The following is a 24559-nucleotide window of genomic DNA, read 5'->3' as shown; positions in this document are numbered from 1 at the left end:
TGGCAGCGCTCAGAGCCCCGCCACGAGAGCGGCGACCTCCAACGCGCACCCATATCCGATGGTGATGCCGGAACCGCCGTGGCCGTAATTGTGGACGACGGGTATGCCCGGCAGCACGGCGGTGTCGAGTTCGAGGCGGACTTCACCGCGGCCGGGGCGAAGTCCGACCAGGGTCTCCAGCACCTCGCTCTCGGCGAGCGCGGGAGCCAGATCGCGGCAGCGCCGCAGGATCGACCGGGTCAGATCCGGGTCCGGCGCGGTGTCCCACTCGCCCGGCTCCAGCGAACCGCCCAGAACGCAGTCGGCGGCGCGGGGGTGGACATAGGCACGGCCGAGCGGATGGGCTTCGTCGCGGATCGACACCGACAGCCCCGGATTCGTCACCCGGACGATCTGACCGCGGATCGGATACACATCGGGGTCCCCGGCGAGTTCGGCGGCGCGCAGGCCCGCACAGTTGACCACGACGTCCGGGGAAAGGCCGGCGAGATCGTCGAGCCGGTGGACGGTGCGCAGCACGCGTCGCGCGCCTGCCGCGTCCACCTGAGCGCTCAGGAACGGCAGGTAGGTGGGCATTTCCACCAAGGGGACCGCGAAACGGAAACCGAAGCGGTAACCAGGGGGCAGTTCGCCCGGGGCGGCGGCCCGGAACGAGCGCACCGACCGCGACCACGCCGGGATCGCGGGCTCGTCCCGATGCAGTGCCATCGACTCGCACATGCGCACGCCCGGGGCGCCTGCGGCGGCCAGCGCGGCCAGATGCTCGAAGGTGGTGTCGCTCCACGCCCCGACCCGGTCGGCCGGACCTGCCGCGGTGGGAAACCACACGGCAGCGGCGAGAAAAGAGGTGGTCGCCGTGATCGGAGCGGCGCTGACAACGGTCACCTCGTGCCGGTCCCGGAGCAGTTCCGCCGCGGTGGAAAGGCCCGAGATGCCCGAGCCGAGGACAACGATCCGCATGCGAGCGAGACTATCGACCCCGGCCCGTTCCGTGACGTTTCCGCAGCACCGGCCGTGGGAGGCGGGCGCGATACGCGGCTCCGATCAGTCCGCGTCGTCGAGGGAGGTTACCCCGGTGGTCAAGGCCACCATCGGCCACTGGGGCCCGGCGCAGGCGGCGGTGACGGTGCTTCCCGCCGCGAACCCGCCGCGGCTCTCGCCGTTCCGGGCGACATCCACCCGCATACCGGCCTGCTCGCCCGAGCCGAGCAGCGCACAGGTCCAGCTCTCCGAAGCCGGCTGGCTGCCCACCGCGATCGTGCCTTCTTCCTGGGTGTCCGCCGACAGCGTCGGTCCCGCGGCGGCCAGCCCGGCACCGGTCCCGGCGACCGCGACGGCGGAGCCGGCTGTCACGACGAGACGTAGAGCGATCCGAAACATGCGATGTCTCCTATCGGTACAACAGTCCCCGCGTCGGCAGTTTCCGCCTCGACGCCGTTCAAACCCCGGAATCGAGCCCGTGACGAGGCGGCCGAACGGCAACTTCACCTGCGATCCACCGACTAGCCCTCCGAGCCCCGGGTATGCCACCGGTATGGACGATGGCCGCGCGACCGTCGGTGTGGAAGAAGAGTTTCTGCTGGTCGACCCGGATACCGGTGCGCCGCTGGCACGCAACGTCGAGGTGGCGCGCACAGCCGAAGACATCGGGATCGACCTGCAACTCGAGCTGACCCGCTGCCAGGTGGAAGCCAGCACCGCGGTCCACACCGATATCGCCGCGCTGCACCGGCAGCTGCGCGAGCTGCGCAGCGGTATCTCCTCGTGCGCCCAGCAGAACGACGCGCGCTTGCTCGCGGTGGGCATCCCGCCGACCGTGCCGCACGAGTTCCCGGTCACCCAGACCCCGCGCTACAAGCGCATCGAAGAGAACTTCGGGCTGCTCGCGCACGAGCAAGGACTGTCGGGGTGCCACGTGCATGTCGGCATCCCCGATTCCGAGACCGCCATCCAGGTGAGCAACTATCTGCGGCCGTGGCTGCCGCAACTCCTGGCGATGACGGCGAACTCGGCGATCTACCGCGGCACCGAGACCGGGTTCGCCAGTTGGCGCAGCATCCTGTGGCGGCGCTGGCCCAGCGCCGGACCGCCGCCGTACTTCGAGTCCGCGCGGGACTACGAAGCGATGGTCGCGATGATGCTCAACAGCGGCAGCATCCTGGACAAGCAGATGGTCTATTGGGATGTCCGCCCGTCGGTTTCGTTCCCCACCGTCGAGGTGCGGGTGAGCGATATACCCGCCACGGTCGAAGAGACCGCACTGTTGGCCGCCCTGGTGCGCGCGATCGTCGTGACGGCGCGAAAGTCCCTGGCCGAAGGTCGCCCCGCGCCCGCGGTGCCCGCCGAGGTGCTGCGAGCGGCGTACTGGAAGTCGGCACGCTCGGGACTGGTCGGAGACGGCGTCGATCCGCACGACGGCCAGGTGGCGCCGATCCGCACGCTGCTGCGCCGCCTGATCGACTACGCCGCGCCCGCGCTCGCGGAGGCGGGTGACCGCGAGTTCGTCGACGAGGCTTTCGCCCGCCTGCTCGACCGCGGCAACGGTGCGCTCCGGCAACTGACGGCGCTGCGGGCGCGTGGTGCGGTCGACGACGTCGTCGAAGAGGTGGCGCGCGCGACCCTCGAAGGGTGCGACGGGCCATGAGCTCCCCGGTGCGGCGCGGTCCCATTCAGTCGAGGTCGACCGCGGCAATCTGCGGTGCCGTCGGGCGCCGCGAACCGTCCGCAGGTTCGATCGTGACAACGAAGACATCCGCCGGATCGAATCGGACCGACACCCCGGCCTGCGGCACCATGGTCAGCACACCGGCCGAGCGGACAGCACCCGCGGAGGACACCACCCAGAGTTGATAGGCCCGTCCAGGGGGCGGCGCGGGCACCGCGTCGAACGTCACCGCGACAGAGCGTAGCCGTTGTGACGTGCTCACCGTGAGGGTGCCCCCGACCGTCAGGTCGACCACGCGGGAGCGCGAATCCGGTTGGAGGAGTACTTGTTCAGCGGTGACCGGCGCGGCGCGATGCGCGGCGGCGACCCGCTCGGCGATCACCGCGCCCGCACCGGCCCCGACGATCAGCGCGGCGGTGACGACCAGCCGAGCCACCCGCGGCAGCCTGCGGGGCACCGACCGGGCACCGCGCCGCCCGGATCGCGCGTCCGCACACGAGTCGTCGATCGCTCGGAGGATCTTCGACTCCAGCGTCGGCGGTGGATTCGCCGCGTCGACCGCGCTCAGCGCCCCCAGGGTCTCCCGCACCCGGTGCACCGTGGCGGTGAATGCCGCGGCGGTACCGGAATCAGCCTTCGCCACCCGGTTTTCGATGTGCCTGCGCTCGATCTCGGCCACCGTGTCCATTGCGTAGGGGTAGGCCAGATCGAGCAGGTCGGCGCGGGGCTGCTCGGTCTCGGTCATGACCGGCCACCTTCCGATGGAACGGCCCAGCGCCGTCCGAGCGCGGACCGGGCGGATGCGCCGTCGTCCTGCGCGGTGACCGGACCGGCCGCTCGCGCCCTTGCGGCGATCTCGCGAACCGCGTACGCCGGTGGCGGCGAACCGCGGGCGCGGGGTCTCCCGCCATGGCGTCGGCTCCCGTGCTTTATGCCAACCCGCATGCCTTGACTTCGCGGCGCACCGCCTCGTGGATTGGATTACTCGCCATATTCGCCACAATTTCGGGTAGGCTGCTCCGCCGGAGATCGGCGCGAGACACCGTCGCCAACGCAGAGGGGAACACACATGTTCACGACGTTGCGCGACGAGGGTGGTACTCCGCTCGACCACGTCACCATGGCACTCGGGTGGGACCCGGCCACGCGGCCGCGCTGGTTCGGCCGCCACCGCAAGGACATCGATCTCAACGCCGCCGCGCTGCTGTTCGCCGCGGACCGGCTCGTCGACGTCGTCTATCACGAGCAGCTCAGCTCGACAGACGGTGCGGTGCGGCTGCACGGCGACAGCCTCACCGGGGAGGACGAGGGCGACGACGAGATCATCACCCTCGACCTCACCCGGATTCCCGCCGAGGTCACGACGGTGCTCTTCCTCATCACCTGTTACACCGGGCAGACCTTCGAGCAGATCGCCAACGCCTATTGCCGACTGATCGACAGCGCTGCGGGTACGCAGATCGCCCGCTACGACCTGACCGGCGGCGGGGACCACACCGGCCTGGTGCTGGGCAGGGTACGGCGCACCGACGGTCTCTGGCGCTTCGACGCCGTCGGCAAAGGCGTTCAGGCGCGGCATCCGGTCGAGGCGATACCGCTGCTCGGCGCCTACGTCGGCTAGTCCGGGCACGGCTTCGGCTGCGGCCCAGCGCTTTTGCCACTCACACTCGGTTGGCGTGGCACCCCTCGACGTCCCGCACCGCATCCCGGGTCGCGGGAAGCCTTTCGGCCGCTACCCGCCCCAGCATCGAAACCCGGGCACGGATGCCGTCCGATTGGAATCCCCGCACGCGGGTAGTCGCCATTCAGGAGGTGTGACATGCCCAAAGAATGGACGGACAAGGACGAGAGACAGTACGAGCACGTCAAGGACTCGGCGAAGAGCCAGGGCGCGAGCACGAAGCGCGCGAAGGAGATGGCCGCGCGCACGGTGAACAAGAACCGGGCGCAGGAAGGGAAGACCAAGACCGCGAGCCGGACCTCGATCCGCGACAAGTCCCCGCAGCAACGCGGCGGCCAGCGCTCCGGGCGTAGCGGGCCGAAGGGCCCGACCAGGGATCAGCTGTACAACGAGGCGAAGAAGCGGAATATCAAGGGCCGCTCCACGATGAACAAGGGCCAGCTGGAGAAGGCGCTGGGCCGCGATTGAGCACCGCGGTGCCGCGGAGGATGTGCCATGACCGAAACGGCACGGACCGACCCACCCGCGAGCACGAGGTCGGTCACTGAGCTGATCGATGACGCCACCGCACAGATATCCCGGCTCATCCGGGAAGAACGTGAAAACGCTGCTCCGCCGATACCGCAGGAGCCGGTCGAGGTGTGCGGGTGACATCGAGGTGATCAAGAACAGGAGATGGGGATGAACGACGGCAAGTGGCACATCGGGCCGCATGCCGATGATGCGGCGACCGCGCTGCGGCGACACCGCGACACCGCGCGGGAGGAACTCGGCAGGGCGGTCGAAGAACTCGGCCATAAGCTCGAGGTTCCTGCGCGAAGCAAGGAGAAGGCACGCGGCGCCGTCGAGGCGACGCGGCACACGGCGTCCGAAGCGGCGCATGCCGTCTCGGACAAAGCCGAGCAGGCCAAGGCAAGCGCCGCGGATCTGGCCCACCGGGTTGCGGCGGCGGCGCCCGAGCCGGTGGTCGCGCGCGGCAGACGTACCGCCGGAACGGTGCGCGGGCATCCGATCGCGGCCGCCCTTTGCGCCGCAGGGGCTGCGGTGCTCGTGTGGCAGATCGTGCGAAGACTGTGATGACCTTCACCGGCACCTGGCCCGAATAGCCCTGCTTCGCCGCGGCTTCGAGCCCGCCGCGAAGGCGGCGCACCCGGAACGAGTGCACTGTAGGTCCGCGCAGAGTGATCACCGGACGACACGATGGGGTAAGTTGACCGGCGGAATGCTCGCTCTGCGCCGTGCCCGTGTGCCAGAGGCACGAACCGCGGCGAGGTCGACGTGGCGTACTGCCGAGGCCACGCCGCCGGCACGGGAGGTGGATGGTGAGTTCCGAAAGCGCGCCCAGGGCGTTGGAAATCGAGGTGCGCTTCGCGGACGACGTGCTGATCGTCACCGTGCACGGCGAAATCGACATGGCATCGGCTCCGCAGCTGCAGTCGGCGCTCGACGAGGCGCTGCGCCAGGCGCCGCCTGCCGTCGTAGTGGATATGTCGGACGTCGGATTCCTCGGCTCCGCCGGTTTGAGCGTCCTGGTGGCGGCCTCGGAGGCCGCCGGTTCCGGCAGGTTGCGTGTGGTCCCCAGCGACGCGGCGCGCAGGCCGATCGAGCTGACCGCGTTGGACCGGCTGCTTACGGTATTCGACTCCGTCGATGGCGCGCTGACGGTCGACGAGCCCCACCCTCCGAACTGAGCTTCCCGGCGCCGTACGGTGCCCTACCGACCCCGCTGCGGTTTCAGCCACGCATTCTCGGGTACCTGACCGGTCGTCGGCACCGTGTCGACTCGAGCGCACCGGGAGGAGGCCGTATGGCAGAAAACCGCGAACACCGACTGGTGGGGGTGCCCGCGGTGGCGGCATTGGCGGATCTCGGATTCGCCTCGGTGGCGTCCGGGGTGATCGCCCGACGGCGACCGGTGCTCGGCTTGCTGGAACGCACCGGGGCCGATTCCCGGGCGATCGAGCGCGTGCGGCAGCTGCGCCGCGAATTCGGCTCCGGTCCGGTCGAACTGGTCGTGCCGGGACGACGGATCGTCGTGATTCTCGACCCGAGCGACGTCGAGCGGGTACTCGCCGACGCGCCGACGCCCTTTCACCCCGCCAATCGGGAGAAGCGGGCCGCGCTGCGGCAGTTCCAGCCGCACGGCGTCCTGCTGTCCGACGGTCCGATCCGCGCGCAACGCCGAGAGTTGAACGAGGCCGCACTCGACAGCGGCGAGCCGCTGCATCGTCTCGCTGAGCCCTTCGCGGCGGCGATCGCGGACGAGGCGCAGGAGATGATCGTGTCGGCACTGCACCGCGGGCACATGGACGCGCGCCAGTTCACCATGCAGTGGTGGCGACTGGTCCGACGGATCGTGCTCGGTGAACGGGGACGCGACGACACGGTGCTCACCGACGAACTCTCCCGGCTGCGTTCGGCGGGCAATTGGTCGTACCTGGCGCCGGCTCATCGCAGGCAGCGCGATCAGTTCATCAATCGCCTCTACCGGCATGTCGAGTCCGCCCAGCCGGACAGTCTCGCCGGCGCCCTGGCCGCGGTCCCCGCCGGCGGCGCGGTCGATCCGGTCGGGCAGATTCCGCACTGGCTGTTCGCCTTCGACGCCGCGGGTATCGCGCTCAGCCGCGCGCTGGCGGTGCTCAGTACCCATCCCGAGCACCATGCCCGCGCGCTCGACGACGCTGTCGATCCCGAGCGCGTCGAGGTGCGCGGCTACTTGCGGGCGTGCGTCCTCGAGTCGGTACGGTTGTGGCCCACCACTCCCATGCTGCTGCGTGACATCACCGCCGACACCGAGTGGCGGGACGGCGACGAACGCTTCACCATCGCGGCGGGCGCCGCGCTGATGATCGCGGTCCCGGCATTCCACCGCGACTCCGAGCTGCTGCCGTTCGCCGACACGTTCGTCCCGGGCATCTGGCTCGACGGCCGCGCGGAGCAGTACCCGCAACTCGTGCCGTTCAGCGCGGGCCCGGCCGACTGCCCCGGCCGCAACCTGGTCCTCTTCGTCACCAGCACGCTGCTCGCGCACCTGTTGACCGCGGCGGACTTCCGGTTGCGGTCCACACCGCGGCCGAACCCGGACGCGCCGCTGCCGGTGACCTTGAACAACTTCGGTCTCGACTTCGCCGTCGAGCCGTGCATGACACAGACCGGCTAGCCTCCGTCCCCATTGCGGAACCACGGCTTCCGCGATAGCTGTCATGATCGAGGAATGCTGGAAACCTCCGCGCGGCTGTTACGGCTGCTGTCGCTCTTGCAGATGCGACGCGACTGGACCGGGTCCGCTCTGGCCGAACGGCTCGGCGTCTCCACGCGGACGGTACGCACCGACATCGAGCGCTTGCGGACACTGGGCTACCCGGTGCATGCGATGCCTGGCGTCGCGGGCGGGTACCGTCTCGGAGCCGGATCGGCGCTACCACCGCTGCTGCTCGACGATGACGAGGCGGTCGCGGTGGCGGTCGGACTGGTCACCGCCGCCAACGGCGCGGTCACCGGCATCGAGGAAACCTCGCTGCGGGCGCTGGCGAAACTCCAGCAGGTGTTGCCCGCGCGGTTGCGGCACCGGGTCGAGACGCTGACCGCCGCCACCGTGCACGTGCCCGGTCGCGGAGAGCCGACCGTGGACGCGGCGGTGCTCACCGCGGTCGCGGGCGCGATCCGGGCGAGCGAACGATTGCGCTTCGACTACGAAACCCATTCCGGGACCTCGTCCCGACGGGATGCGGAACCGCACCGGATGGTGCACTTGCGAGGCCGCTGGTACCTGGTCGCCTGGGACGTCGCACGTGACGACTGGCGCACCTTCCGTGTCGACCGGATCACGCCGAAGATTCCGAACGGCCCCCGGTTCACCCCGCGCGCCGTACCCGAGAAAGAGATCGCCGAGCGGGTGCAGCGTGGCGTGGACGCGGCGACGTGGCGCTATCGCGCCCTTGTGCGCATGGCCGCACCGGCGCAGGCGATCCGGGCGCGCCTGCCCGCGGCGGTAGAGGTCGAGCCGGACGGTCCGCAGCACTGTGTGGTGCACGTGGGTTCGGACTCGCCGCAGCTACTGACGTTGTACCTGGGCCTGGCCGACGTCGACTTCGAAGTATTGGACGCGCCCGCACTGGCCGAGCACCTCGTCGCCACCGCGGCACGATTCCGGCGCGCGGCGGGACAGGGATAGCGCCGGGACCAACGCGATTCGCGTGCCACGCGATTCGGCCGCGCTCGGCAACCAGACGCCGAGCGCGGCCGACGCGAACACCCGCACTCAGCTCCGCACTACCGACTCGCGCCTGCGGCGGCGCCGATCAGGCCACCGACCACGCAGCCGGGAAAGACCCCGACGATGAAGAAGATCAGACCGACCGCCGCCCCGATGGCGCAGCCGATCGCCAAGCCCCCCAGCGTCATCTGCGGGTCACCGATGAACTGCGGCGCGCCCGGCGCGGGAACGGCGGCTCCGACCGGCGTCAAGGTCAAGGTCGTAGCGGCCGCGTCGATGTCCGGGGACACCCGAACCTGCTGGCCCATCGCGGTCCACAGGGTCGTCGGCACCATCGCGATCACGTCTCCGCCCGGCGCCAGCACGGCAACTCCCGCGTCCGGCGTCAGGGCGAACGTACCGGCTGCGAGCGTGACCGTCGCACTGGACCGGTCCGGCGCGACGGTCGCGGTGTAGGCGACACCGCGGTCGACGCCGCTGATCGCGGGGGCGGAGACCTCGGCCTGGCCGGACGCGGTAGCCGCCGTGACGCCGGTGGCGGCAATGGTCAGCAGCGTGGTCGCAACCACTTTTCTGAGCTTCATGAGCCATCCCATCCTCAGCAGATTCGATCTGTCGTTACCTGGGTACAGCCCCGAAATCCTATCAATTATAGACATTTTGCATGACTATTTTCCGACCGCTTTCGGTGTCCGAAATGTCTTGCAAGGTCTGGTTTTTCGCTGTCCACACCGATCAGCGGATGGAAATGCGCACTACTCCAGTTCTCCTTCGGTCTCCAGATAGACCTGGCGCAACCGCTCGAGCGTGTCCTGTTCGGGATGCTCCCAGAGCTTCCGCTCGGCCGCTTCCAGCAGCCGCTCGGCAATGCCGTGCAGCGCCCACGGGTTGGACTGCTCCATGAACTTACGGTTCACGTCGTCGAAAACATAGCTTTCGGTGAGCTTCTCGTACATCCAGTCCGCCACGACGTTGGTGGTGGCGTCGTAGCCGAACAAGTAGTCGACGGTTGCCGCCATCTCGAACGCGCCCTTGTACCCGTGCCTGCGCATGGCCTCCAGCCAGCGCGGGTTCACCACGCGGGCCCGGAACACCCGTGCGGTCTCCTCGGACAACGTCCGGGTCCGCACCGCGTCGGGGCGGGTGCTGTCGCCGATGTAGGCCTCCGGGTTCTTGCCGGTCAGCGCGCGGACGGTGGCGACCATACCGCCGTGGAACTGGAAATAGTCGTCGGAGTCGGCGATATCGTGCTCGCGGGTGTCGGTGTTCTTCGCGGCCACCGCGATTCGACGATAGGCGCCGCGCATATCCGCCGCGGCGGGCGCGCCGTCCAGGTCGCGCCCGTAGGCGTAGCCGCCCCAGGTGGTGTACACCTCGGCGAGGTCGTCGTCGGTGCGCCAGCTCTTCGAGTCGATCAGCTGCAGCAGGCCCGCGCCGTACGTGCCCGGCTTGGAGCCGAAGATCCGGGTGGTGGCGCGCCGCTGGTCGCCGTGCTCGGCCAGATCGGCTCGAGCGTGCGCACGCACGTAGTTCGCTTCGCCCGGCTCGTCCAAGTCGGCGACGAGGCGGACCGCGTCGTCCAGCAAGGCCAGCACATGGGGGAAGGCGTCGCGGAAGAAGCCGCTGATGCGCACGGTGACGTCGATGCGGGGGCGGCCGAGTTCCGCGAGCGGAATCACCTCGAGCGTGCTGACCCGACGGCTCGCCTCGTCCCAGACCGGCCGGACACCCAAGAGCGCAAGGACTTCGGCGATATCGTCGCCCGAGGTGCGCATGGCGGAGGTGCCCCACACCGAGAGGCCGACCGACCGCGGGTATTCACCGTGGTCGGCCCGGTACCTGTCCAGCAGCGATTCCGCCATGGCCTGGCCGGTCTCCCAGGCCAGCCGCGACGGTACGGCCTTGGGGTCGACCGAGTAGAAGTTGCGTCCGGTCGGCAAGACGTTGATCAGGCCGCGCAACGGCGAACCGCTCGGACCCGCCGGGATGAACCCGCCGTCGAGCGCGTGCAGTACCCGGTCGAGCTCTACGCCGGTCTGCCGCAGGCGCGGCACCACCTCGGTGGCCGCGAACCGCAGCACTTGGCGGACCTCGGGATTCTCCGTGATGCCGTCGACCGCATCCGGCGACCAGTCCGCCGCCTGCAATGCGGCGACGAGTGCGCGGGCGGCGCCTTCCACCGCGTCGACGCGCTCGCGCGCCTCGCTGCCCGATTCGTCGAGGCCGAGCGCTTCGCGCAGGCCGGGCACGGTGCGCTCGCCGCCCCACAGCTGGCGCGCGCGGAGCATGGCCAGCACCAGGTCGAGTTCCCCTTCTCGCGCGGGCGCCTGGCCGAGCACGTGCAGGCCGTCTCGGATCTGGACATCCTTGATCTCGCACAGCCAGCCGTCGACGTGCAGCAGCATATCGTCGAAGGAGTCCTCGTCCGGGCGTTCGCTGAGGCCGAGGTCGTGGTCCATCTTGGCAGCGCGCATCAGCGTCCAGATCTGCTGGCGGATGGCGGGAAGCTTGGCCGGGTCCAGTGCGGAGATGTTGGCGTGCTCGTCGAGCAACTGCTCCAGGCGCGAGATGTCGCCATAGCTTTCGGCGCGGGCCATCGGTGGGATCAAGTGATCGACCAAGGTCGCGTGCGCGCGCCGCTTGGCCTGGGTGCCCTCGCCCGGGTCGTTCACCAGGAACGGATAGATCAGCGGCAGGTCACCGAGCGCGGCATCGGTGCCGCAGGAGGCCGACATACCGAGCGTCTTGCCGGGCAGCCATTCCAGGTTTCCGTGCTTGCCCAGGTGCACCATCGCGTCGGCGGCGAAACCCTCGGGGGCGCTGAGCCAACGGTAGGCGGCCAGATAGTGGTGGCTGGGCGGCAGGTCGGGATCGTGGTAGATCGCGACGGGGTTCTCGCCGAAACCGCGCGGCGGCTGCACCATGAGCACCACATTGCCGAAACGCAGCGCGGCGATGACGATCTCGCCCTGCGGGACGGACGAGCGGTCGACGTAGAGCTCGCCGGGCGGCGGGCCCCACGCCTCGACGACGGCGTCGCGCAGGTCGCCGGGCAGGGTATCGAACCAGGCGGTGTAGGCCGCGGCGCCGATCCGGATCGGGTTGCCCGCCAACTGCTCGGAGGTCAGCCAGTCCGGATCCTGGCCGCCCGCCGCGATCAGAGCGTGGATGAGGGTGTCGCCGTCTTCCTCGTCCAGGCCGGGGACCTCGCCGGGTGCGCCGAGATCGTAACCGGCGGAGCGCATTTCGGTGAGCAGACGGATCGCGCTGGCCGGGGTGTCCAGACCGACGGCGTTACCGATGCGGGCGTGCTTGGTCGGGTAGGCCGACAGCATGATCGCGACGCGCTTGCGCGCGGCCGGGATGTGGCGCAGCCGGGCGTAGCGGGTCGCGATTCCCGCGACGCGGGCCGCGCGCTCAGCGTCCGGAACGTAGGCGGACAGGCCGTCGGCGTCGAATTCCTTGAACGAGAACGGGACTGTGATGATCCGGCCATCGAACTCCGGCACCGCGACCTGGGTCGCGACGTCCAGCGGCGACAGGCCGTCGTCGTTGGCCTCCCACTGGGCGCGGCCGGTGGTCAGGCACAGGCCTTGCAGGATGGGGACATCCAGGTCGGCGAGCGCGCCGACATCCCACGCCTCGTCCTCGCCGCCCGCGGAGGCGGTGGCCGGCTTGGTGCCGCCCGCGGCCAGCACCGTCACCACCAGCGCGTCGGCCCGGCGCAGGGTCGCGAGCAGCTCGGGTTCGGCGGTACGCAGCGACGCGCAGAACAGCGGCAGCGGACGCGCGCCGGCCTGTTCGATCGCGGTGCACAGGGCGTCGACGTAGGCGGTGTTGCCCGCGAGATGCTGTGCGCGATAGTAGATCACCGCGACGGTCGGGCCCTCGACCGGTGCGGCGATTCGGTCCAGTTCACCCCAGCTGGGCAGCTGAATCGGCGGCTCGAAGCCGTGGCCGGTGAGCAGCACGGTGTCGGACAGGAAGTTGTGCAGCTGGCGCAGGTTTTCCGGGCCGCCGGCGGCGAGGTAGTTGTGCGCGTCGGCCGCGACGCCGCCCGGCACGGTCGAGCACTCCATCAGCTCGGCGTCCGGGGCGAGCTCGCCACCGAGCGCGACCAGCGGAACGCCGCTCGCGCGCAGCGCCTCCAGCCCGTCCTCCCATGCCCGCTTGCCGCCGAGGATGCGCACGATCACCAGATCGGCGCCGTCGAGCAGCCCGGGTAGATCGTCGACCAGCAGGCGGGCCGGATTGCCCCACCGATAGTCGGCGCCGCTGGCACGGGCACTCAATAGATCGGTGTCGGACGTGGACAACAGCACAATCACGGTGGCAGCCTTCCTCGGGTGACGCGCCCATCGGGGGTTCGCTGCTCGCCGGTGAGGGTCTGGCTTTCTACAGTGGCGCGACCGCACCGGACTTTCACCGGTTTCCTCGTCGTCCGCCGAGCATGCCGATGCTACCTGCTGCCCGGGTCGAGCCCGTCGGCGTGTCCGTCCAGGTCGGGCTCAGCCGAGGTGGTGGGTTCCGGTCCGAATGGTCGGACGCGCTTCAGGCCTTGCGGACGACCCCGCCCAGCAGCACCAGCCGCGTGGCAGGCAAGTCGTCGTCGAGCCATTGTTGCAGCGGAACCAAGCCGGGATCGAGCAGGTCGAAGCCGTCGAAGAACGTCGCGACCCGCGCTGCGGAGCGATAGATCACCTGGGCCGAGGTCTTGGCGGTGTCCGACGACGACTGACTGATGAAATCCGGATCGCTGCTGTCGGAGCCGTGTGTGAACGCCAGATAGCTTCCCGGCGCCATCGCGTCGCGGAATCGGGCGACAATCTCGGCGGGATGTTCGTCGTCCATGACGAAGTGCAGGACGCCGACGAGCGTGATCGCGACCGGCTCGTCGAAGTCGATCAGATTCCCCGCTGTCAACCGGTCGAGGATGTCGTCCGGGCGGCGAACATCCCCAAGCATCGCCGTCACGCCGTCCGAAGCGGCCAGCAGGGCGTTGCAGTGGGCATACACGACCGGGTCGAAGTCGACGTACACCACTTGCGCCGACGGATCGGTCTTGCGGGCCACCTCGTGGACATTGGGCGAGGTCGGAATGCCCGCGCCGAGATCGATGAACTGCCGAACGCCCGCCTCGGCGGCCAATTGGACCGCGTTCACCAGGAACTGGCGGCTGAACCAGGCCAGGGTCCGGGTGTCCGGCGCGACCGAGAGCATTCGATGGGCGACCGCCCGATCCACCTCGTAGTTGTCCTTGCCGCCCAGCAGGTAGTCATATACCCGAGCGGAGTTCGGCGTGGTCGGATCGACGCCACGCGGTGCTCGCTCCATGCTCGACACCGTACCTCCGATATCCTCGACCAGAATTGTAACAAGCTGTCACCTACAGGTGACGCGCCATGTCCTGGGCAAACCGCGATCGGGATAGTGTGCACCACCGGCACGCTTGGTCGATAAGTGTTGCGGCGCCAGCCTTTTGGCTTCCGATTGACAGCAGGGGCCTCGGCCGAACCCCCGCTCGAGCCAATCCGCCGCATCAGTACCGTCGGCGCTGAGCATCGGTTGCATCGGCAGCGGGCGCACCGACGGCTGCTCAGATAGGTCGCACACCCTAGGACGAAGCACCGATTCTTACTGAACAGCGTTCCGGGACAGGACTTCTGGCGGCCATCCGCAGGAAAGTGCGGGACTCAATCGTCCAAGGCCCCTGCCAGCGAATCAGCTCGCGCCATGAGTACATCAGCGACTCCGCGGGGACGGCGGCCGAGTCCACATGCGCTGGCGACACCGTCGACGGGGCGCCCGAGTGCATTCTCGATAGCCGCCAATGTCTCCAGTTGTTGCCCCTCGGTCGGACTGTCGTGCACTAGCCCGGCATAGAAATCGGTGCCCTCGCACAAGGACAGGTTGGCAAGGGGCGCATAGAATTCGGCCCGCGCGGACGGCGGTACGTCGCCCGCCGCGAATGGCCCGTGCAGGTATTCCAGCACGCGGCCCTGCGGCCACTGCCGGACGACGGAATTCGCCAGGTCCACGAGCGGCCGCGCATCACGCAACCTCCCACGCGCCTTGTTGCGCAGGCTGCCGAGACAGAGATGCACCCCGAACCGAGTCCCCTCGGGTGCCGCGGCGGCCAGCGCGGCGATTCCCCTGCCCAGTCCCAGCATCCCGTCCACCAGACGGTGGAACGGCTGCGTCTTGGCCAGCAGCACGAGTTCCGCGGTGGCCTCGAGCTGCACGACGACGTCGTCACCGGCCAACTCGCGGATAGCGGTGATGTCGCGCACGGTCGCATCGAGGAACGCGTGCCGGTGGGTCCGTATCCCGGACGCCCCCATGGCGATGAACGTCAACGTGAAATCGGTCGGCATGCCGATCTGCAGGGCGAGACCGGGCAACGCCCGCTCCTCGCGCAGGCTTCGAAATACCGGCCACGCCTCCTCGGCTTCCCGGAGGTACCCGAGATCCATGATCTCGCCGCTCAATTCGGTGCCACGCACGACGCGATGGATCGTGCGGTCCCTGCTCGACTGCCACGCGCCGGGCTTCCTCACCTCCAAAACGCTTTGGGACACCAGATTCTCGATGATCGGCTGGATGTAGAACTCGTAACGCCGCGTCTCACCCGTCGGCAAGGTACGCAGCCGCGGACCCGCGCCATCCAGCATTGCCCGCATCGCGACATCCGTACTCTCGGCCGGAAAACTTCCGACGAAGTGCACCGCCCGCGCGCCCGACCCTTGCCCCATCGAATCCACTTCCCGCGCTCCTCAGTTCGGCGGCATCGTCCCGGGCATCCGCCCTGCCGACGTAGTGTCGGCGGTGGCCGGGCAACACGCATGCGGCTATACCCCGCGATAGCCACGGATCATTATGTGCGGTAGCGGCGTTCGCCGGAACCTCGACACACTAGCAGCCAGCCACCGGCCGGCTCTCCCCTCGGCGTTCGACCACTCGCCGGCCGCGCGGTGAAATGCAGCCGAACCGGCCTCGGCTCGATGTGCCGGTTGCGGCATGGCGTAATCGCCGAAGCCACATGAAAGTCCTTGGTGGAGTTCATATTGCGGGCAACCCATCAGGTCGTCGCGACCGATGCCCGCGTCGGGACAGGTGTTGCGCGTCGTAAATTTCGCGCATAGCCTGCGTCGCGTGCGAACCTCGGTACGGTCGATCGTCGCGTCCGCTGCGGCAATACTCCTCTGCCTTACGCCGGATGTGGCCCGCGCCGAGAACACGTCGCCGCCGGATCGCTGTGAATCGGTGTCCATTCCGGTCCCGCTCGGGGCGATGGCGGGTACCTTGTGCGTTCCCGCGGCGCACCCGACCGACACCGTCATGGTGCTGATCGCGGGTTCCAACTACAACCACACGTACTGGGACTTCCATTACGCCCCGGAGACTTACAACTTCCGGCGCGCGATGAACGCCGCGGGCTACGCGACGCTCGTGGTCGATCGGCTCGGAAACGGCGCGAGCACCAGGCCGCCCAGCACGCAGGTAACGGCGTCGGTCTCCGCCCGCGCCTTGCACGACATCGTCCAATCCTTGCGCCGGGGACTGGCGGGCGCGCCGCCGTTCGGAAAGGTCGTCACCGGTGGCCATTCGCTCAGCTCCGGCATCGATGTCTTGGAGGCGAGCACCTACCAGGATGTCGACGGTGTCCTCCTCACCGGGTTCTCCCACGCGCTCAACGTTTCCGAAGTCCTCGGCGTGATCGCCACCTATCATCAAGCCGCCCAGGATCCCCACTTCGCCGGGCGCGGATACGATCCCGGCTACCTCGCCACGCAGCCCGGGACCCGCGCGCGCAGTTTCTTCGCGCCCGAGACCGCCGACCCCGAGGTTCTCGCGGTCGACGAAGCGACCAAGGAAGTCTTCTCGCCGACGGAATATCCCGATGGCCTGACCTCCACCCTCCCGCCGATGTCCAACTTCATCAGCGTCCCGGTCCTGGTCGTCAATGGCAGCTTGGACCGGCTGTCCTGCGGCCCGGGCTACGCCGTCTGCGCGAATGCCGAGACGCTGCATGCCGCCGAAGCGCCGTTCTTCGGGCCGGCCGCACGCTTGCGGACCTTCGTGCTGCCCGGCAGCGGCCACTCGGTCAATCTCGCCCGCAACACCGCCGAGTATCGGTCCGCCGTCATCGACTGGATGGAGTCCGTCGTCGAGTAACCGGTCCGCCCGTCCGTCGTCCCGCGGCGGGCGCCGGGTCTGCGCTTCGTGATCGCCCCGGGTGATCGAGTGGAGTGCAGGGCGGGCGGCGCCGTAGGTGCCGTGCCCGCCGGTCCGTAGGCTGGTCTCGTTATGACACGAGGTGTTCCCGATTCCTGTCCGGGTGTGCTGCGGCTGCACGAGGCGGCCGACGGGCCGCTGGCGCGGATCCGGGTGCCCGGTGGGCGACTGGAACCCGCGCAGGTACAGGCGCTGGCGGAGGCCGCCCGCGACCTGGCGGACGGAAACATCGAACTCACCTCTCGCGGCAACGTGCAATTGCGGCAGGTACGCGACGCGGAGGAGCTGACAAACCGGCTTTCCGCCGTGCGACTACTGCCCAGCCACACCCATGAGCGGGTGCGGAACATCATCGCCTCGCCGCTGTCCGGACGCGTCGGCGGCTTGGTCGACGTGCACCCCCTGGTCCCCGCGCTGGACGCCGGGCTGCTCGCCGCGCCGCGGCTGGCCGACCTGCCCGGCCGGGTGCTGTTCACCCTCGATGACGGTCGCGGCGACGTCAGCGGACTCGGCGCCGACATCGGTGTGCACGCCGTCCGGGCGCAGGAGTTCGCGTTGCTGCTGGCGGGCCGCGATAGCGGCGTCCGTCTCTCCACCGCCCACGCGGTCGACGTCATGCTCGCCGCAGCGCACGGTTTCCTGGCGTTGCGAGGCGACGACGCGGGCCGCTGGCGGTTGCACGACATCGAACACGGCGCCGATCGCGTGGTCGATCTCCTCGGGCTCTCGCCCGTCACCGATCGGCTCGAACTGCCTGTGGTGCAGAGCATTCCGATCGGCTGGCTGGAGCAGGAGGACGGGTTGGTCAGCCTCGGCGCCGGTGTGCGCCTCGGCTGCCTGCCCGCCCGCACTGCCGAGTTCCTCGCCGCTATCGAGCGACCGATCTTCGTCACGCCCTGGCGCGGCCTGGTGGTCACCGACCTGGAGGAGTGGGCCGCCGAACAGATCGTGCGTGTGCTGGCCCCGATGGGTTTGATCTTCGACGCCGACTCGCCGTGGCTTCTGGTCAGCGCCTGCGCCGGGCAGCCCGGCTGTGCGAAGTCGCATACCGACGTCCGGGCCGATGTGTCCGACGCGGTCGGCACGGGCCGCGTACTGCCTGCGGCACACCCCATCGAGTCCGGAGCGGCCGATCCGGCTCCTGGGCCGCCGGGGCCGGAAACGGCTGCGCGCCATCATGTCCCGGAAACACCGACGGCCGCCACGGACGTTTCGGTGGCCGGGCGTCAGCATTGGTCCGGCTGCGACCGCCGCTGTGGCCGTCCTCGAGGCGAGATCACCGACATCGTCGCGACCGACAAGGCTGGTTACCGCATCGACTGACCGTCGGCGTGTGGCCCGGCGGCATGTCGCCTGGTCACCGCGGGTCTGCGCGCCGCGTCACCTGCCGTGGATCTCGAGGGTGCAGCATTTGACGGATCCGCCCGCCTTGAGCAGTTCGGACATCTCGATCCCGACCGGATGGTAGCCGCGGGCGCCCAGGGCCTCACTCAGATCGGTGGCACGACCGCTGAGGAAGACGTTGACGCCGTCGCAGACGCCGTTCAACCCGAGCACCGCCGCGTCCGCGTCGGTGGCCACGATAGCGTCGGGGAAGAGTTCGGCGAGAACCGCGCGGGCCGCCGCGCTGAAAGCGGGCGGGTAGTAGGCGACGGTGTGGGCGTCCAGCGGAAGCAACACCGTATCCAGGTGATAGAAGCGCGGATCGACCAATTCCAGGGACACCACAGGCAGACCGAAGTGGCGCGATACCTCCTCGTGCGCCGCGAGCGAACTGCGGAATCCCATACCGGCCAGGATCCGATCACCGATCAGAAGGAAATCGCCTTCCCCTTCGTTCAATTCCTCGGCGGCAACCAGATTCGGTAGCCCCGCCCGGGCGAACCACTGGTGGTAGGCCGGGCCTTCGGCGGCGCGTTCCGGGTGCGTGAAGCGGGCCGACATCGCTCGGTCGCCGACGATCATGCCACCGTTGGCGGCGAACACCATGTCGGGCAGGCCCGGGCTGCCGGGCACCACCTCGACCGTGTGCCCGTGTTCCGCATAGGTGGCGCGCAGCGTCTCCCACTGTTCGATCGCGAGCTCACGGTCGACGGGCTCGGCAGGGTTCATCCAGGGATTGATCGAGTAGGTGACTTCGAAGTAGTCGGGGCGGCACATGACGAACCGGCGCGGCGACCAACGGCGTGCGGCGGACTCGACCTGGAGGGTGGCTACGGACGTCAACGGAACTCCCGGAGGTCAGGCACGGACTTCAGCTGAAATGACCATAATTCGACTACTATTGCGCCAGAAATAACGATTCGTTGCGAGTTTGCGGCGGAAATAGAGCAATCATTGTGCCTCGGCGCGAGGAGTGTGACGTGGACGACCTCGATCGGCGGATTCTCGAACAACTCCTGAAGCACGCACGGGCCTCGTTCCAGGAGATCGGCAGCGCAGTCGGGCTGTCCGCGCCCGCAGTGAAGCGGCGGGTCGACCGGTTGGTCGCGAACAAGCAGATCACCGGATTCACCGCATTGGTCAATCCGGCCGCATTGGGCTGGAAGACGGAGGCCTACGTCGAGGTCTACTACCGCGACAACATCTCCCCTGCCGAATTGAAACGCAGCCTGGAACCGATCCCGCAGGTGGTCGGCGTGTGGACCATCGCGGGCGAAGCCGACGCGCTGGTCCACGTGATGGCCACCGACATGGCCGAGATCGAGGTGACCGTGGAGCGGATCCGGGAGAACGCGCGAGTCGGGCGCACGCGAAGTTCGATCGTCATGTCCCGGATCCTCGAGCGTCCGCGCACGTGAGCGGCCTGCGTCATCCTGCCGAACGCGGCGACCTCGTACGGCAGCACACCCCACAACCCGGACCGGCCCGTCCGGACCCGCACCCATAGGGTGGACCGCATGTCCGACGTACGTGCCAGCTACCTGACCGACGGGGCCGAGATCTACCGTCGCTCGTTCGCGACGATCCGCGCCGAGGCCGATCTGAGCGGGTTCCCGCCGGACGTGGCGCAGGTGGTGGTGCGCATGATCCACGGCTGCGGCCAGGTCGATCTCGCCGAGGACATCGCCTTCACACCCGGCGTCGTCGCCGCGGCGCGGGCGGCGCTGCATGCGGGGGCACCGATTCTGTGTGACGCGACCATGGTCGCCTCGGGCGTGACCAGGAAACGACTCCCCGCCGTCAACGCGGTGGTGTGCACCCTCGCCGATCCACGCGTCCCGGATCTGGCCTCGGCGCTGGGCACTACGCGCTCCGCCGCCGCGCTGGAGCTATGGCGCGACCGCCTCGAGGGCGCTGTCGTCGCGATCGGCAACGCCCCGACGGCGCTGTTTCATCTGCTCGATCTGCTGGACGGTGGTGCACCCCGGCCCGCCGCCGTCCTCGGCATCCCCGTCGGATTCGTCGGCGCCGTCGAATCCAAGGAGGCGCTGATCGAGTTCGGCGGCATCGAATACCTCACGGTTCGCGGCAGGCGCGGAGGAAGTGCGACCACCGCGTCCGCGTTGAACGCGATTGCGAGCGAACAGGAATGAGCGTTCCGGGCAAACTGTGGGGCGTCGGACTCGGCCCTGGCGATCCCGAACTGGTGACGGTCAAGGCGGCCAAGGTGATCGAGGCGGCCGATGTCATCGCCTTTCACAGTGCGCGCCATGGCCGCAGTATCTCTCGCCGCATCGCCGCGCCGTACATGCGCCATGGCCAGCTCGAGGAGCACCTCGTCTACCCCGTGACCACCGAGACCACCGACCACCCAGGCGGATATCAAGGCGCCATCGACCAGTTCTACGAACAGGCCGCCGAGCGGCTGGCCGGGCACCTGGCCGCGGGCCGCTCGGTGGCGTTGCTCGCCGCAGGCGACCCGCTGTTCTACAGCTCCTACATGCACATGCACCGGCGGCTGGCCGACCGATTCGAGGCCGAGATCATTCCCGGCATCACCTCGGTCAGTGCCGCGTCGGCCGCGTTGGGCACGCCGCTGGTCGAGGGAGAGCAGGTGCTCACCGTGCTGCCGGGCACCATGTCGGTGGACGAGCTCACCCGTCGACTGCGCGCGACCGACGCAGCCGCGATCATGAAACTGGGACGCACCTATCCCGGTGTGCGCCAAGCCCTTTCGGATTCCGGTCGACTGTCCGGTGCGTACTACGTGGAACGCGCGAGCAGCACCGAGCAGCGCGTACTGCACGCGGGGGCGGTCGACGACGCCGAAGTGCCCTATTTCTCCATCGCGCTCGTTCCCGGCCCGGAACCGACGACGCCGCTGCCACACGCCACGACGAATCCGGCCGCCCGCCAGCGGGTGCACGACGCGACGACCGGGCTGGTCGGCGAAGTCGTCGTAGTGGGGCTGGGTCCCGGCGCGCCGGAATGGACCACCGACGAGGTGCGCGCAGCCCTGGCGGACGCCACCGATCTGGTCGGCTACACCACGTACTTGAACCGGGTACCGCACCGACCGGGTCAGCGCCGCCACGCCAGCGACAACCGGGTGGAGTCCGAGCGCGCCGCCATGGCCTTGGATCTGGCCGAACGGGGCGCGCGCGTGGCGGTCGTCTCCTCGGGTGACCCGGGGGTCTTCGCCATGGCGGCGGCCGTGCTGGAGGAATCCGCGGACCCCCGGTGGCGCGAGGTGCCGGTGCGCGTGCTTCCCGGGCTCACCGCGGCCAACGCGGTGGCGAGCCGGGTCGGAGCTCCGCTCGGACACGACTACGCGATGATCTCGCTCTCCGATCGGCTCAAGCCCTGGGAGGTGGTGGCGCAACGCCTTTCCGCCGTCGCCGCGGCGGATATGGCCATCGCGATCTACAACCCGGCGTCCTCGCAGCGCACCTGGCAGGTCGGGGCGATGCGGGACCTGCTGCTGGAGCACCGCAAGCCCGAGACACCCGTCGTCATAGGGCGTGACGTCGGCGGGCCCGCCGAGTCGGTCCGGGTGGTGACGCTCGGCGATCTCGACCCCGCCGAGGTGGATATGCGCACCCTGCTGATCATCGGCGCATCGACCACCACGGCACTCGTGACCGATGCGGGCACTCGTGTCTACACGTCCCGGCGCTACGGCGATGCCCGCGACGCGGCATCCGGCGGCGCGTAAGATCGCCTGACACATCGGAGATCGGAGGGGAACCTTGGCCGCGACACTGCCGGAGCTGACGCTGCGCACCCGAGCCCTGGAGGCACGGGCCACCGCAAGCGAACAAGCGCTCGACGAGCAGGGCGTCGTCCTAGGCGAACTCGCGGCACTGACCAGGAAAGCGCTGGACGGCATCGGTCGGCTCGACCGGCGCACGGAGACGATCGAGGGAGCCGTCGCAGAGCTCCGTGAAGACGTCGGCGGACTGCGCGAAAACGTCGGCGAACTGCGCGAAAACGTCGGCGGACTCCACCAGAACGTCGGCGGACTGCGCGAAAACGTGGGCGAACTGCGCGAAAACGTCGGCGAACTGCGCGAAAACGTCGGCGAACTGCGCGAAAACGTCGGCGGACTCCACCAGAGTGTCGGCGAGCTGCGCGAAAACGTCGGCGGACTGCACCAGAGTGTCGGCGAGCTCAACCGCCGGGTCACCGTACTCGAAAAAGGACAGGTCCGTTTGGAGCAGGGTCAGGAGCGACTGGAACAGGGCCAGACGCGACTGGAGGAAGGCATGGCGCAGGTACTTGCCCGGCTCGACCAGTTGACCGGCAGCGCGTAGCCACCTCGTTCCGGTAATATTCCATTATGGAATGTTTGGCGAGCGAAGGGAGCAGTCGTTGACCAACACCGCGACCACGCGCAAGCCGCTGAACTCCACGGCGGCGTCGTTGCTCGGATTTCTGCACGAAGGTCCCATGTCGGGGTGGGACCTGGTGGCCAAGGCGCAGGATCGCATCGGTGACTTCTGGACGATCACGCAGAGTCAGGTGTATCGAGAACTCGCCGCGATGGACGCGGCGGGACTGGTCGAGAAGGGCGAGACCGGCGCCCGCGAACGCACGCCCTATCACATCACCGACGCGGGCCGCGAAGCGTTCCTGGAATGGGTGGGCCGCGATCCCGGCGGCGAGACGATCCGGGTGCCGCTGCTGCTCACGCTCTCGTTCGGCGCCCATCTGGATCGCGATCGGCTCGACGGCATCGTCGCGGCCAATCGGGAGATCCATCAGGCTCGGCTCGCTCGGTATCTCGCCGAGGATCCGGAGACGATGCCGGCCTTCGCCCGCGCCACACTCGATTTCGGGATCCGCTACGAGCGGGCGGTGCTGGAATGGTTCGACCACCTGCCCGAGTTCCTCGACAATTGAACGCGTCGCCGTGGCGTTCCGGGTGTGCAGCGCCGCCGGACGTGGGATCAGGTGCAACCGCGATCGATTCGCGTCTCATCTAGCCAATCCATCGCCTGCGCAACTGTTTCCACGACCGTCGCGCCCTCGGGCAATGATGGACGGTCGACGACGACGACCGGAATTCCGGCCAGCCTGGCCGCGGCCAGCTTGGCTTCGGTCTGGTCGCCGCCGCTGTCCTTGGTGACCAGCACGTCGATCCGACGCTCGGCGATCAGCCGCGATTCGTCCTCGAGCACGAAAGGCCCTCGGGCGAGAAGTATTTCGTGCCGAGGCGGCATCGGTCCTTCCGGCGGGTCGATGGCTCGGATCAGGAACCACTGCCGCTCCAGTCTCGCGAACGCGTCCACGCCTTGACGACCGATGGTCAGGAACACGCGCTCGCCGAGTGCCGCGGTCGCCTCCACTGCGGCGACGAGATCAGGCACCCGGACCCACCGATCCCCCGGCCGCTGCGGCCAGCTCGGCCGCCGTAGACGCACCAGCGGCACGCCCGAATCACGTACTGCCACCGCGGCATTGGCGCTGATGGCCGCCGCGAACGGATGGGTGGCGTCCACCACCGCGGCCACGTCGTTGTCGGCGATCCAGGCGCGCAGCCCGTCGGCGCCGCCGAAGCCGCCGACCCGGACCGCGCCTTCGGGCAGAAGGGGCGCACGAACACGACCGGCGAGCGAGGACACGATCTCGAATCCTCGCTCGCCGGAAGCGATGTGGGCCAGTTCCCGGGCTTCCCTGGTACCGCCCAGAATCAGAATTCTCAGGGCTGGCCGCTGAAGTAGGCGAGACCCGCGTTCAGCAGCGACGGCCCGCCCGCGACGGCCAGACCGATCAGCGCGCCGAGCACGGCACCGGGCAGGATGCCGATGCCGAAGAAGACGATGCCGATGGCGGCGCCGATCAGGCCGCCGACCAGGGCACCGAGCGAGGCGCGCTGCAACTCCGCGAAGAACCACTCCTGCGCGCCGATGAACTCGGCGGCGACCGGCGCGTTCGCGGTCGGGGCGACCTGCGGGGTCAGCGTCAGCTGCCTGCCCTCGTCGGCGACGTTCGCGGCGATCCGGACCTCCTGGCCCTTGGCCGTCGCGGTGAGCGGAATCGTGGTGACGGTCTCACCCGCGGAATTCTTCAGGGTGACCGACTGATTGTCGGTGTCGACATTGAACGCACCGCCGGTCACGCTGGTGACCACCGACTTACCCGCCTCGGCCAGCCCCAGCGTGTAGCCGACGCCCTGATCGGCGCCGGTGACCGTCGGCTCGGCAGCCGGCTGGTCCTGCACCGCGGGCGGGGTGGGCGCAGCATAGGTGGTACCGGCGGCGACTCCGGTGGCGGCGACAGCCAACAATGCGGTAGCGGCGAACTTCTTGTATTTCATCTATCTCCCCAACAGGAAACCGGATTTCCGATCATGATCGGAACGCGGCCCCGACCCTAC

Annotated in this window: 25 protein-coding genes; 15 read left to right on the top strand and 10 right to left on the bottom strand. The window is 69.0% G+C overall.

Annotated features, from left to right (window positions below; translation table 11 throughout):
- Positions 1-9: 9 nt before the first annotated feature.
- The gene (locus tag OHA40_RS29210) at positions 10-960 is read right to left on the bottom strand and encodes an FAD-dependent oxidoreductase (protein ID WP_330230053.1); all 951 of its coding nucleotides are present in this window, start codon (positions 958-960) and stop codon (positions 10-12) included.
- A gap of 84 nt (positions 961-1044) precedes the next feature.
- Complete coding sequence (locus OHA40_RS29205) at positions 1045-1380, bottom strand: hypothetical protein (protein WP_330230052.1); 336 nt, start codon at positions 1378-1380, stop codon at positions 1045-1047.
- Positions 1381-1534: 154 nt separating this feature from the next.
- On the opposite strand from OHA40_RS29205, the gene OHA40_RS29200 reads away from it, so the two are divergent.
- Complete coding sequence (locus OHA40_RS29200; RefSeq protein WP_330230051.1) at positions 1535-2644, top strand: glutamate--cysteine ligase 2; 1110 nt, start codon at positions 1535-1537, stop codon at positions 2642-2644.
- A 25-nt stretch (positions 2645-2669) separates the two neighbouring features.
- On the opposite strand, the gene OHA40_RS29195 is transcribed toward OHA40_RS29200, so the two are convergent.
- The gene (locus OHA40_RS29195; protein WP_330230050.1) at positions 2670-3410 is read right to left on the bottom strand and encodes an anti-sigma factor; all 741 of its coding nucleotides are present in this window, start codon (positions 3408-3410) and stop codon (positions 2670-2672) included.
- 324 nt (positions 3411-3734) lie between these two features.
- Between OHA40_RS29195 and OHA40_RS29190 the strand changes: the two genes are divergently transcribed.
- The 7 genes from OHA40_RS29190 (at position 3735) to OHA40_RS29160 (ending at position 8520) form a co-directional block, all read left to right on the top strand.
- Positions 3735-4286 carry a TerD family protein gene (locus tag OHA40_RS29190; RefSeq protein WP_330230049.1) on the top strand — a complete coding sequence of 184 codons (552 nt, stop codon included), beginning with the start codon at positions 3735-3737 and terminating at the stop codon, positions 4284-4286.
- 198 nt (positions 4287-4484) lie between these two features.
- The gene (locus OHA40_RS29185; RefSeq protein WP_330230048.1) at positions 4485-4814 is read left to right on the top strand and encodes a plasmid stabilization protein; all 330 of its coding nucleotides are present in this window, start codon (positions 4485-4487) and stop codon (positions 4812-4814) included.
- A 27-nt stretch (positions 4815-4841) separates the two neighbouring features.
- Complete coding sequence (locus OHA40_RS29180; RefSeq protein WP_330230047.1) at positions 4842-4997, top strand: hypothetical protein; 156 nt, start codon at positions 4842-4844, stop codon at positions 4995-4997.
- A 30-nt stretch (positions 4998-5027) separates the two neighbouring features.
- Complete coding sequence (locus OHA40_RS29175; protein ID WP_330230046.1) at positions 5028-5423, top strand: hypothetical protein; 396 nt, start codon at positions 5028-5030, stop codon at positions 5421-5423.
- A gap of 242 nt (positions 5424-5665) precedes the next feature.
- Positions 5666-6037 carry an STAS domain-containing protein gene (locus OHA40_RS29170; RefSeq protein ID WP_330230045.1) on the top strand — a complete coding sequence of 124 codons (372 nt, stop codon included), beginning with the start codon at positions 5666-5668 and terminating at the stop codon, positions 6035-6037.
- Positions 6038-6153: 116 nt separating this feature from the next.
- A complete protein-coding gene (locus OHA40_RS29165; protein ID WP_330230044.1) occupies positions 6154-7506 on the top strand; it encodes a cytochrome P450 in 1353 nt (450 codons plus the stop codon).
- A gap of 54 nt (positions 7507-7560) precedes the next feature.
- The gene (locus OHA40_RS29160) at positions 7561-8520 is read left to right on the top strand and encodes a helix-turn-helix transcriptional regulator (RefSeq protein ID WP_330230043.1); all 960 of its coding nucleotides are present in this window, start codon (positions 7561-7563) and stop codon (positions 8518-8520) included.
- Between the two features lie 98 nt (positions 8521-8618).
- Here OHA40_RS29160 and OHA40_RS29155 read toward each other — a convergent pair whose 3' ends face one another.
- The 4 genes from OHA40_RS29155 to OHA40_RS29140 form a co-directional block, all read right to left on the bottom strand.
- The gene (locus OHA40_RS29155; RefSeq protein WP_330230042.1) at positions 8619-9146 is read right to left on the bottom strand and encodes a hypothetical protein; all 528 of its coding nucleotides are present in this window, start codon (positions 9144-9146) and stop codon (positions 8619-8621) included.
- Positions 9147-9317: 171 nt separating this feature from the next.
- Entirely contained in the window at positions 9318-12890 is a 3573-nt protein-coding gene (gene cobN, locus OHA40_RS29150) for a cobaltochelatase subunit CobN (protein ID WP_330230041.1), read from the bottom strand.
- 223 nt (positions 12891-13113) lie between these two features.
- Positions 13114-13896 carry an SAM-dependent methyltransferase gene (locus OHA40_RS29145; RefSeq protein WP_330230040.1) on the bottom strand — a complete coding sequence of 261 codons (783 nt, stop codon included), beginning with the start codon at positions 13894-13896 and terminating at the stop codon, positions 13114-13116.
- Positions 13897-14255: 359 nt separating this feature from the next.
- Complete coding sequence (locus OHA40_RS29140; RefSeq protein WP_330230039.1) at positions 14256-15242, bottom strand: hypothetical protein; 987 nt, start codon at positions 15240-15242, stop codon at positions 14256-14258.
- Between the two features lie 472 nt (positions 15243-15714).
- Here OHA40_RS29140 and OHA40_RS29135 point away from each other — a divergent pair, with 472 nt between their 5' ends.
- The gene (locus tag OHA40_RS29135) at positions 15715-16737 is read left to right on the top strand and encodes an alpha/beta hydrolase (RefSeq protein WP_330230038.1); all 1023 of its coding nucleotides are present in this window, start codon (positions 15715-15717) and stop codon (positions 16735-16737) included.
- A 132-nt stretch (positions 16738-16869) separates the two neighbouring features.
- Entirely contained in the window at positions 16870-18120 is a 1251-nt protein-coding gene (locus OHA40_RS29130; RefSeq protein WP_330230037.1) for a precorrin-3B synthase, read from the top strand.
- Positions 18121-18177: 57 nt separating this feature from the next.
- Here the strand turns inward: OHA40_RS29130 and ddaH are convergent, their stop codons facing one another.
- Positions 18178-19023, bottom strand: coding sequence for a dimethylargininase (gene ddaH, locus OHA40_RS29125; RefSeq protein ID WP_330230036.1), 846 nt, complete (start codon positions 19021-19023; stop codon positions 18178-18180).
- Positions 19024-19160: 137 nt separating this feature from the next.
- On the opposite strand from ddaH, the gene OHA40_RS29120 reads away from it, so the two are divergent.
- The 5 genes from OHA40_RS29120 to OHA40_RS29100 all read left to right on the top strand — a co-directional run bounded on the left by OHA40_RS29120 (position 19161) and on the right by OHA40_RS29100 (position 23082).
- Positions 19161-19598: an Lrp/AsnC family transcriptional regulator gene (locus OHA40_RS29120; protein ID WP_067470668.1), complete on the top strand. Its 438-nt coding sequence runs from the start codon at positions 19161-19163 to the stop codon at positions 19596-19598.
- 99 nt (positions 19599-19697) lie between these two features.
- Positions 19698-20333, top strand: coding sequence for a precorrin-8X methylmutase (locus OHA40_RS29115; RefSeq protein ID WP_330230035.1), 636 nt, complete (start codon positions 19698-19700; stop codon positions 20331-20333).
- Positions 20330-21895: a precorrin-3B C(17)-methyltransferase gene (gene cobJ / locus OHA40_RS29110; protein WP_330230034.1), complete on the top strand. Its 1566-nt coding sequence runs from the start codon at positions 20330-20332 to the stop codon at positions 21893-21895. The genes OHA40_RS29115 and cobJ overlap by 4 nt, the downstream gene beginning before the upstream one ends.
- Positions 21896-21929: 34 nt before the next feature.
- Positions 21930-22493 carry a hypothetical protein gene (locus OHA40_RS29105; RefSeq protein WP_330230033.1) on the top strand — a complete coding sequence of 188 codons (564 nt, stop codon included), beginning with the start codon at positions 21930-21932 and terminating at the stop codon, positions 22491-22493.
- Positions 22494-22551: 58 nt separating this feature from the next.
- The gene (locus tag OHA40_RS29100; RefSeq protein WP_330230032.1) at positions 22552-23082 is read left to right on the top strand and encodes a PadR family transcriptional regulator; all 531 of its coding nucleotides are present in this window, start codon (positions 22552-22554) and stop codon (positions 23080-23082) included.
- Between the two features lie 47 nt (positions 23083-23129).
- Here OHA40_RS29100 and OHA40_RS29095 read toward each other — a convergent pair whose 3' ends face one another.
- Both OHA40_RS29095 and OHA40_RS29090 read right to left on the bottom strand, forming a co-directional pair.
- Entirely contained in the window at positions 23130-23885 is a 756-nt protein-coding gene (locus OHA40_RS29095; protein WP_330234423.1) for a cobalt-precorrin-6A reductase, read from the bottom strand.
- A complete protein-coding gene (locus tag OHA40_RS29090; protein WP_330230031.1) occupies positions 23882-24499 on the bottom strand; it encodes a hypothetical protein in 618 nt (205 codons plus the stop codon). Before OHA40_RS29090 ends, OHA40_RS29095 begins: the two co-directional genes overlap by 4 nt.
- Between the last annotated feature and the right edge of the window lie 60 nt (positions 24500-24559).

Origin of the sequence: Nocardia sp. NBC_00508 (assembly GCF_036346875.1) — a bacterium.
In the GTDB taxonomy this organism is placed as follows: Bacteria; Actinomycetota; Actinomycetes; order Mycobacteriales; family Mycobacteriaceae; genus Nocardia.
Note: the sequence above shows the minus strand (reverse complement) of the source record. Positions and strands in the feature narration are given on the sequence as shown.

Coding starts and splice junctions, on each gene's coding strand:
- OHA40_RS29185 (WP_330230048.1), top strand. CDS start 4,485: ATGCCCAAAGAATGGACGGACAAGGACGAGAGACAGTACGAGCACGTC.
- OHA40_RS29130 (WP_330230037.1), top strand. CDS start 16,870: ATGACACGAGGTGTTCCCGATTCCTGTCCGGGTGTGCTGCGGCTGCAC.
- OHA40_RS29145 (WP_330230040.1), bottom strand. CDS start 13,896: ATGGAGCGAGCACCGCGTGGCGTCGATCCGACCACGCCGAACTCCGCT.
- OHA40_RS29190 (WP_330230049.1), top strand. CDS start 3,735: ATGTTCACGACGTTGCGCGACGAGGGTGGTACTCCGCTCGACCACGTC.
- OHA40_RS29205 (WP_330230052.1), bottom strand. CDS start 1,380: ATGTTTCGGATCGCTCTACGTCTCGTCGTGACAGCCGGCTCCGCCGTC.
- OHA40_RS29165 (WP_330230044.1), top strand. CDS start 6,154: ATGGCAGAAAACCGCGAACACCGACTGGTGGGGGTGCCCGCGGTGGCG.
- OHA40_RS29115 (WP_330230035.1), top strand. CDS start 19,698: ATGTCCGACGTACGTGCCAGCTACCTGACCGACGGGGCCGAGATCTAC.
- OHA40_RS29140 (WP_330230039.1), bottom strand. CDS start 15,242: ATGCGGGCAATGCTGGATGGCGCGGGTCCGCGGCTGCGTACCTTGCCG.
- OHA40_RS29155 (WP_330230042.1), bottom strand. CDS start 9,146: ATGAAGCTCAGAAAAGTGGTTGCGACCACGCTGCTGACCATTGCCGCC.
- OHA40_RS29175 (WP_330230046.1), top strand. CDS start 5,028: ATGAACGACGGCAAGTGGCACATCGGGCCGCATGCCGATGATGCGGCG.
- OHA40_RS29160 (WP_330230043.1), top strand. CDS start 7,561: ATGCTGGAAACCTCCGCGCGGCTGTTACGGCTGCTGTCGCTCTTGCAG.
- OHA40_RS29090 (WP_330230031.1), bottom strand. CDS start 24,499: ATGAAATACAAGAAGTTCGCCGCTACCGCATTGTTGGCTGTCGCCGCC.
- OHA40_RS29195 (WP_330230050.1), bottom strand. CDS start 3,410: ATGACCGAGACCGAGCAGCCCCGCGCCGACCTGCTCGATCTGGCCTAC.
- OHA40_RS29170 (WP_330230045.1), top strand. CDS start 5,666: ATGGTGAGTTCCGAAAGCGCGCCCAGGGCGTTGGAAATCGAGGTGCGC.
- cobJ (WP_330230034.1), top strand. CDS start 20,330: ATGAGCGTTCCGGGCAAACTGTGGGGCGTCGGACTCGGCCCTGGCGAT.
- OHA40_RS29210 (WP_330230053.1), bottom strand. CDS start 960: ATGCGGATCGTTGTCCTCGGCTCGGGCATCTCGGGCCTTTCCACCGCG.
- OHA40_RS29180 (WP_330230047.1), top strand. CDS start 4,842: ATGACCGAAACGGCACGGACCGACCCACCCGCGAGCACGAGGTCGGTC.
- OHA40_RS29200 (WP_330230051.1), top strand. CDS start 1,535: ATGGACGATGGCCGCGCGACCGTCGGTGTGGAAGAAGAGTTTCTGCTG.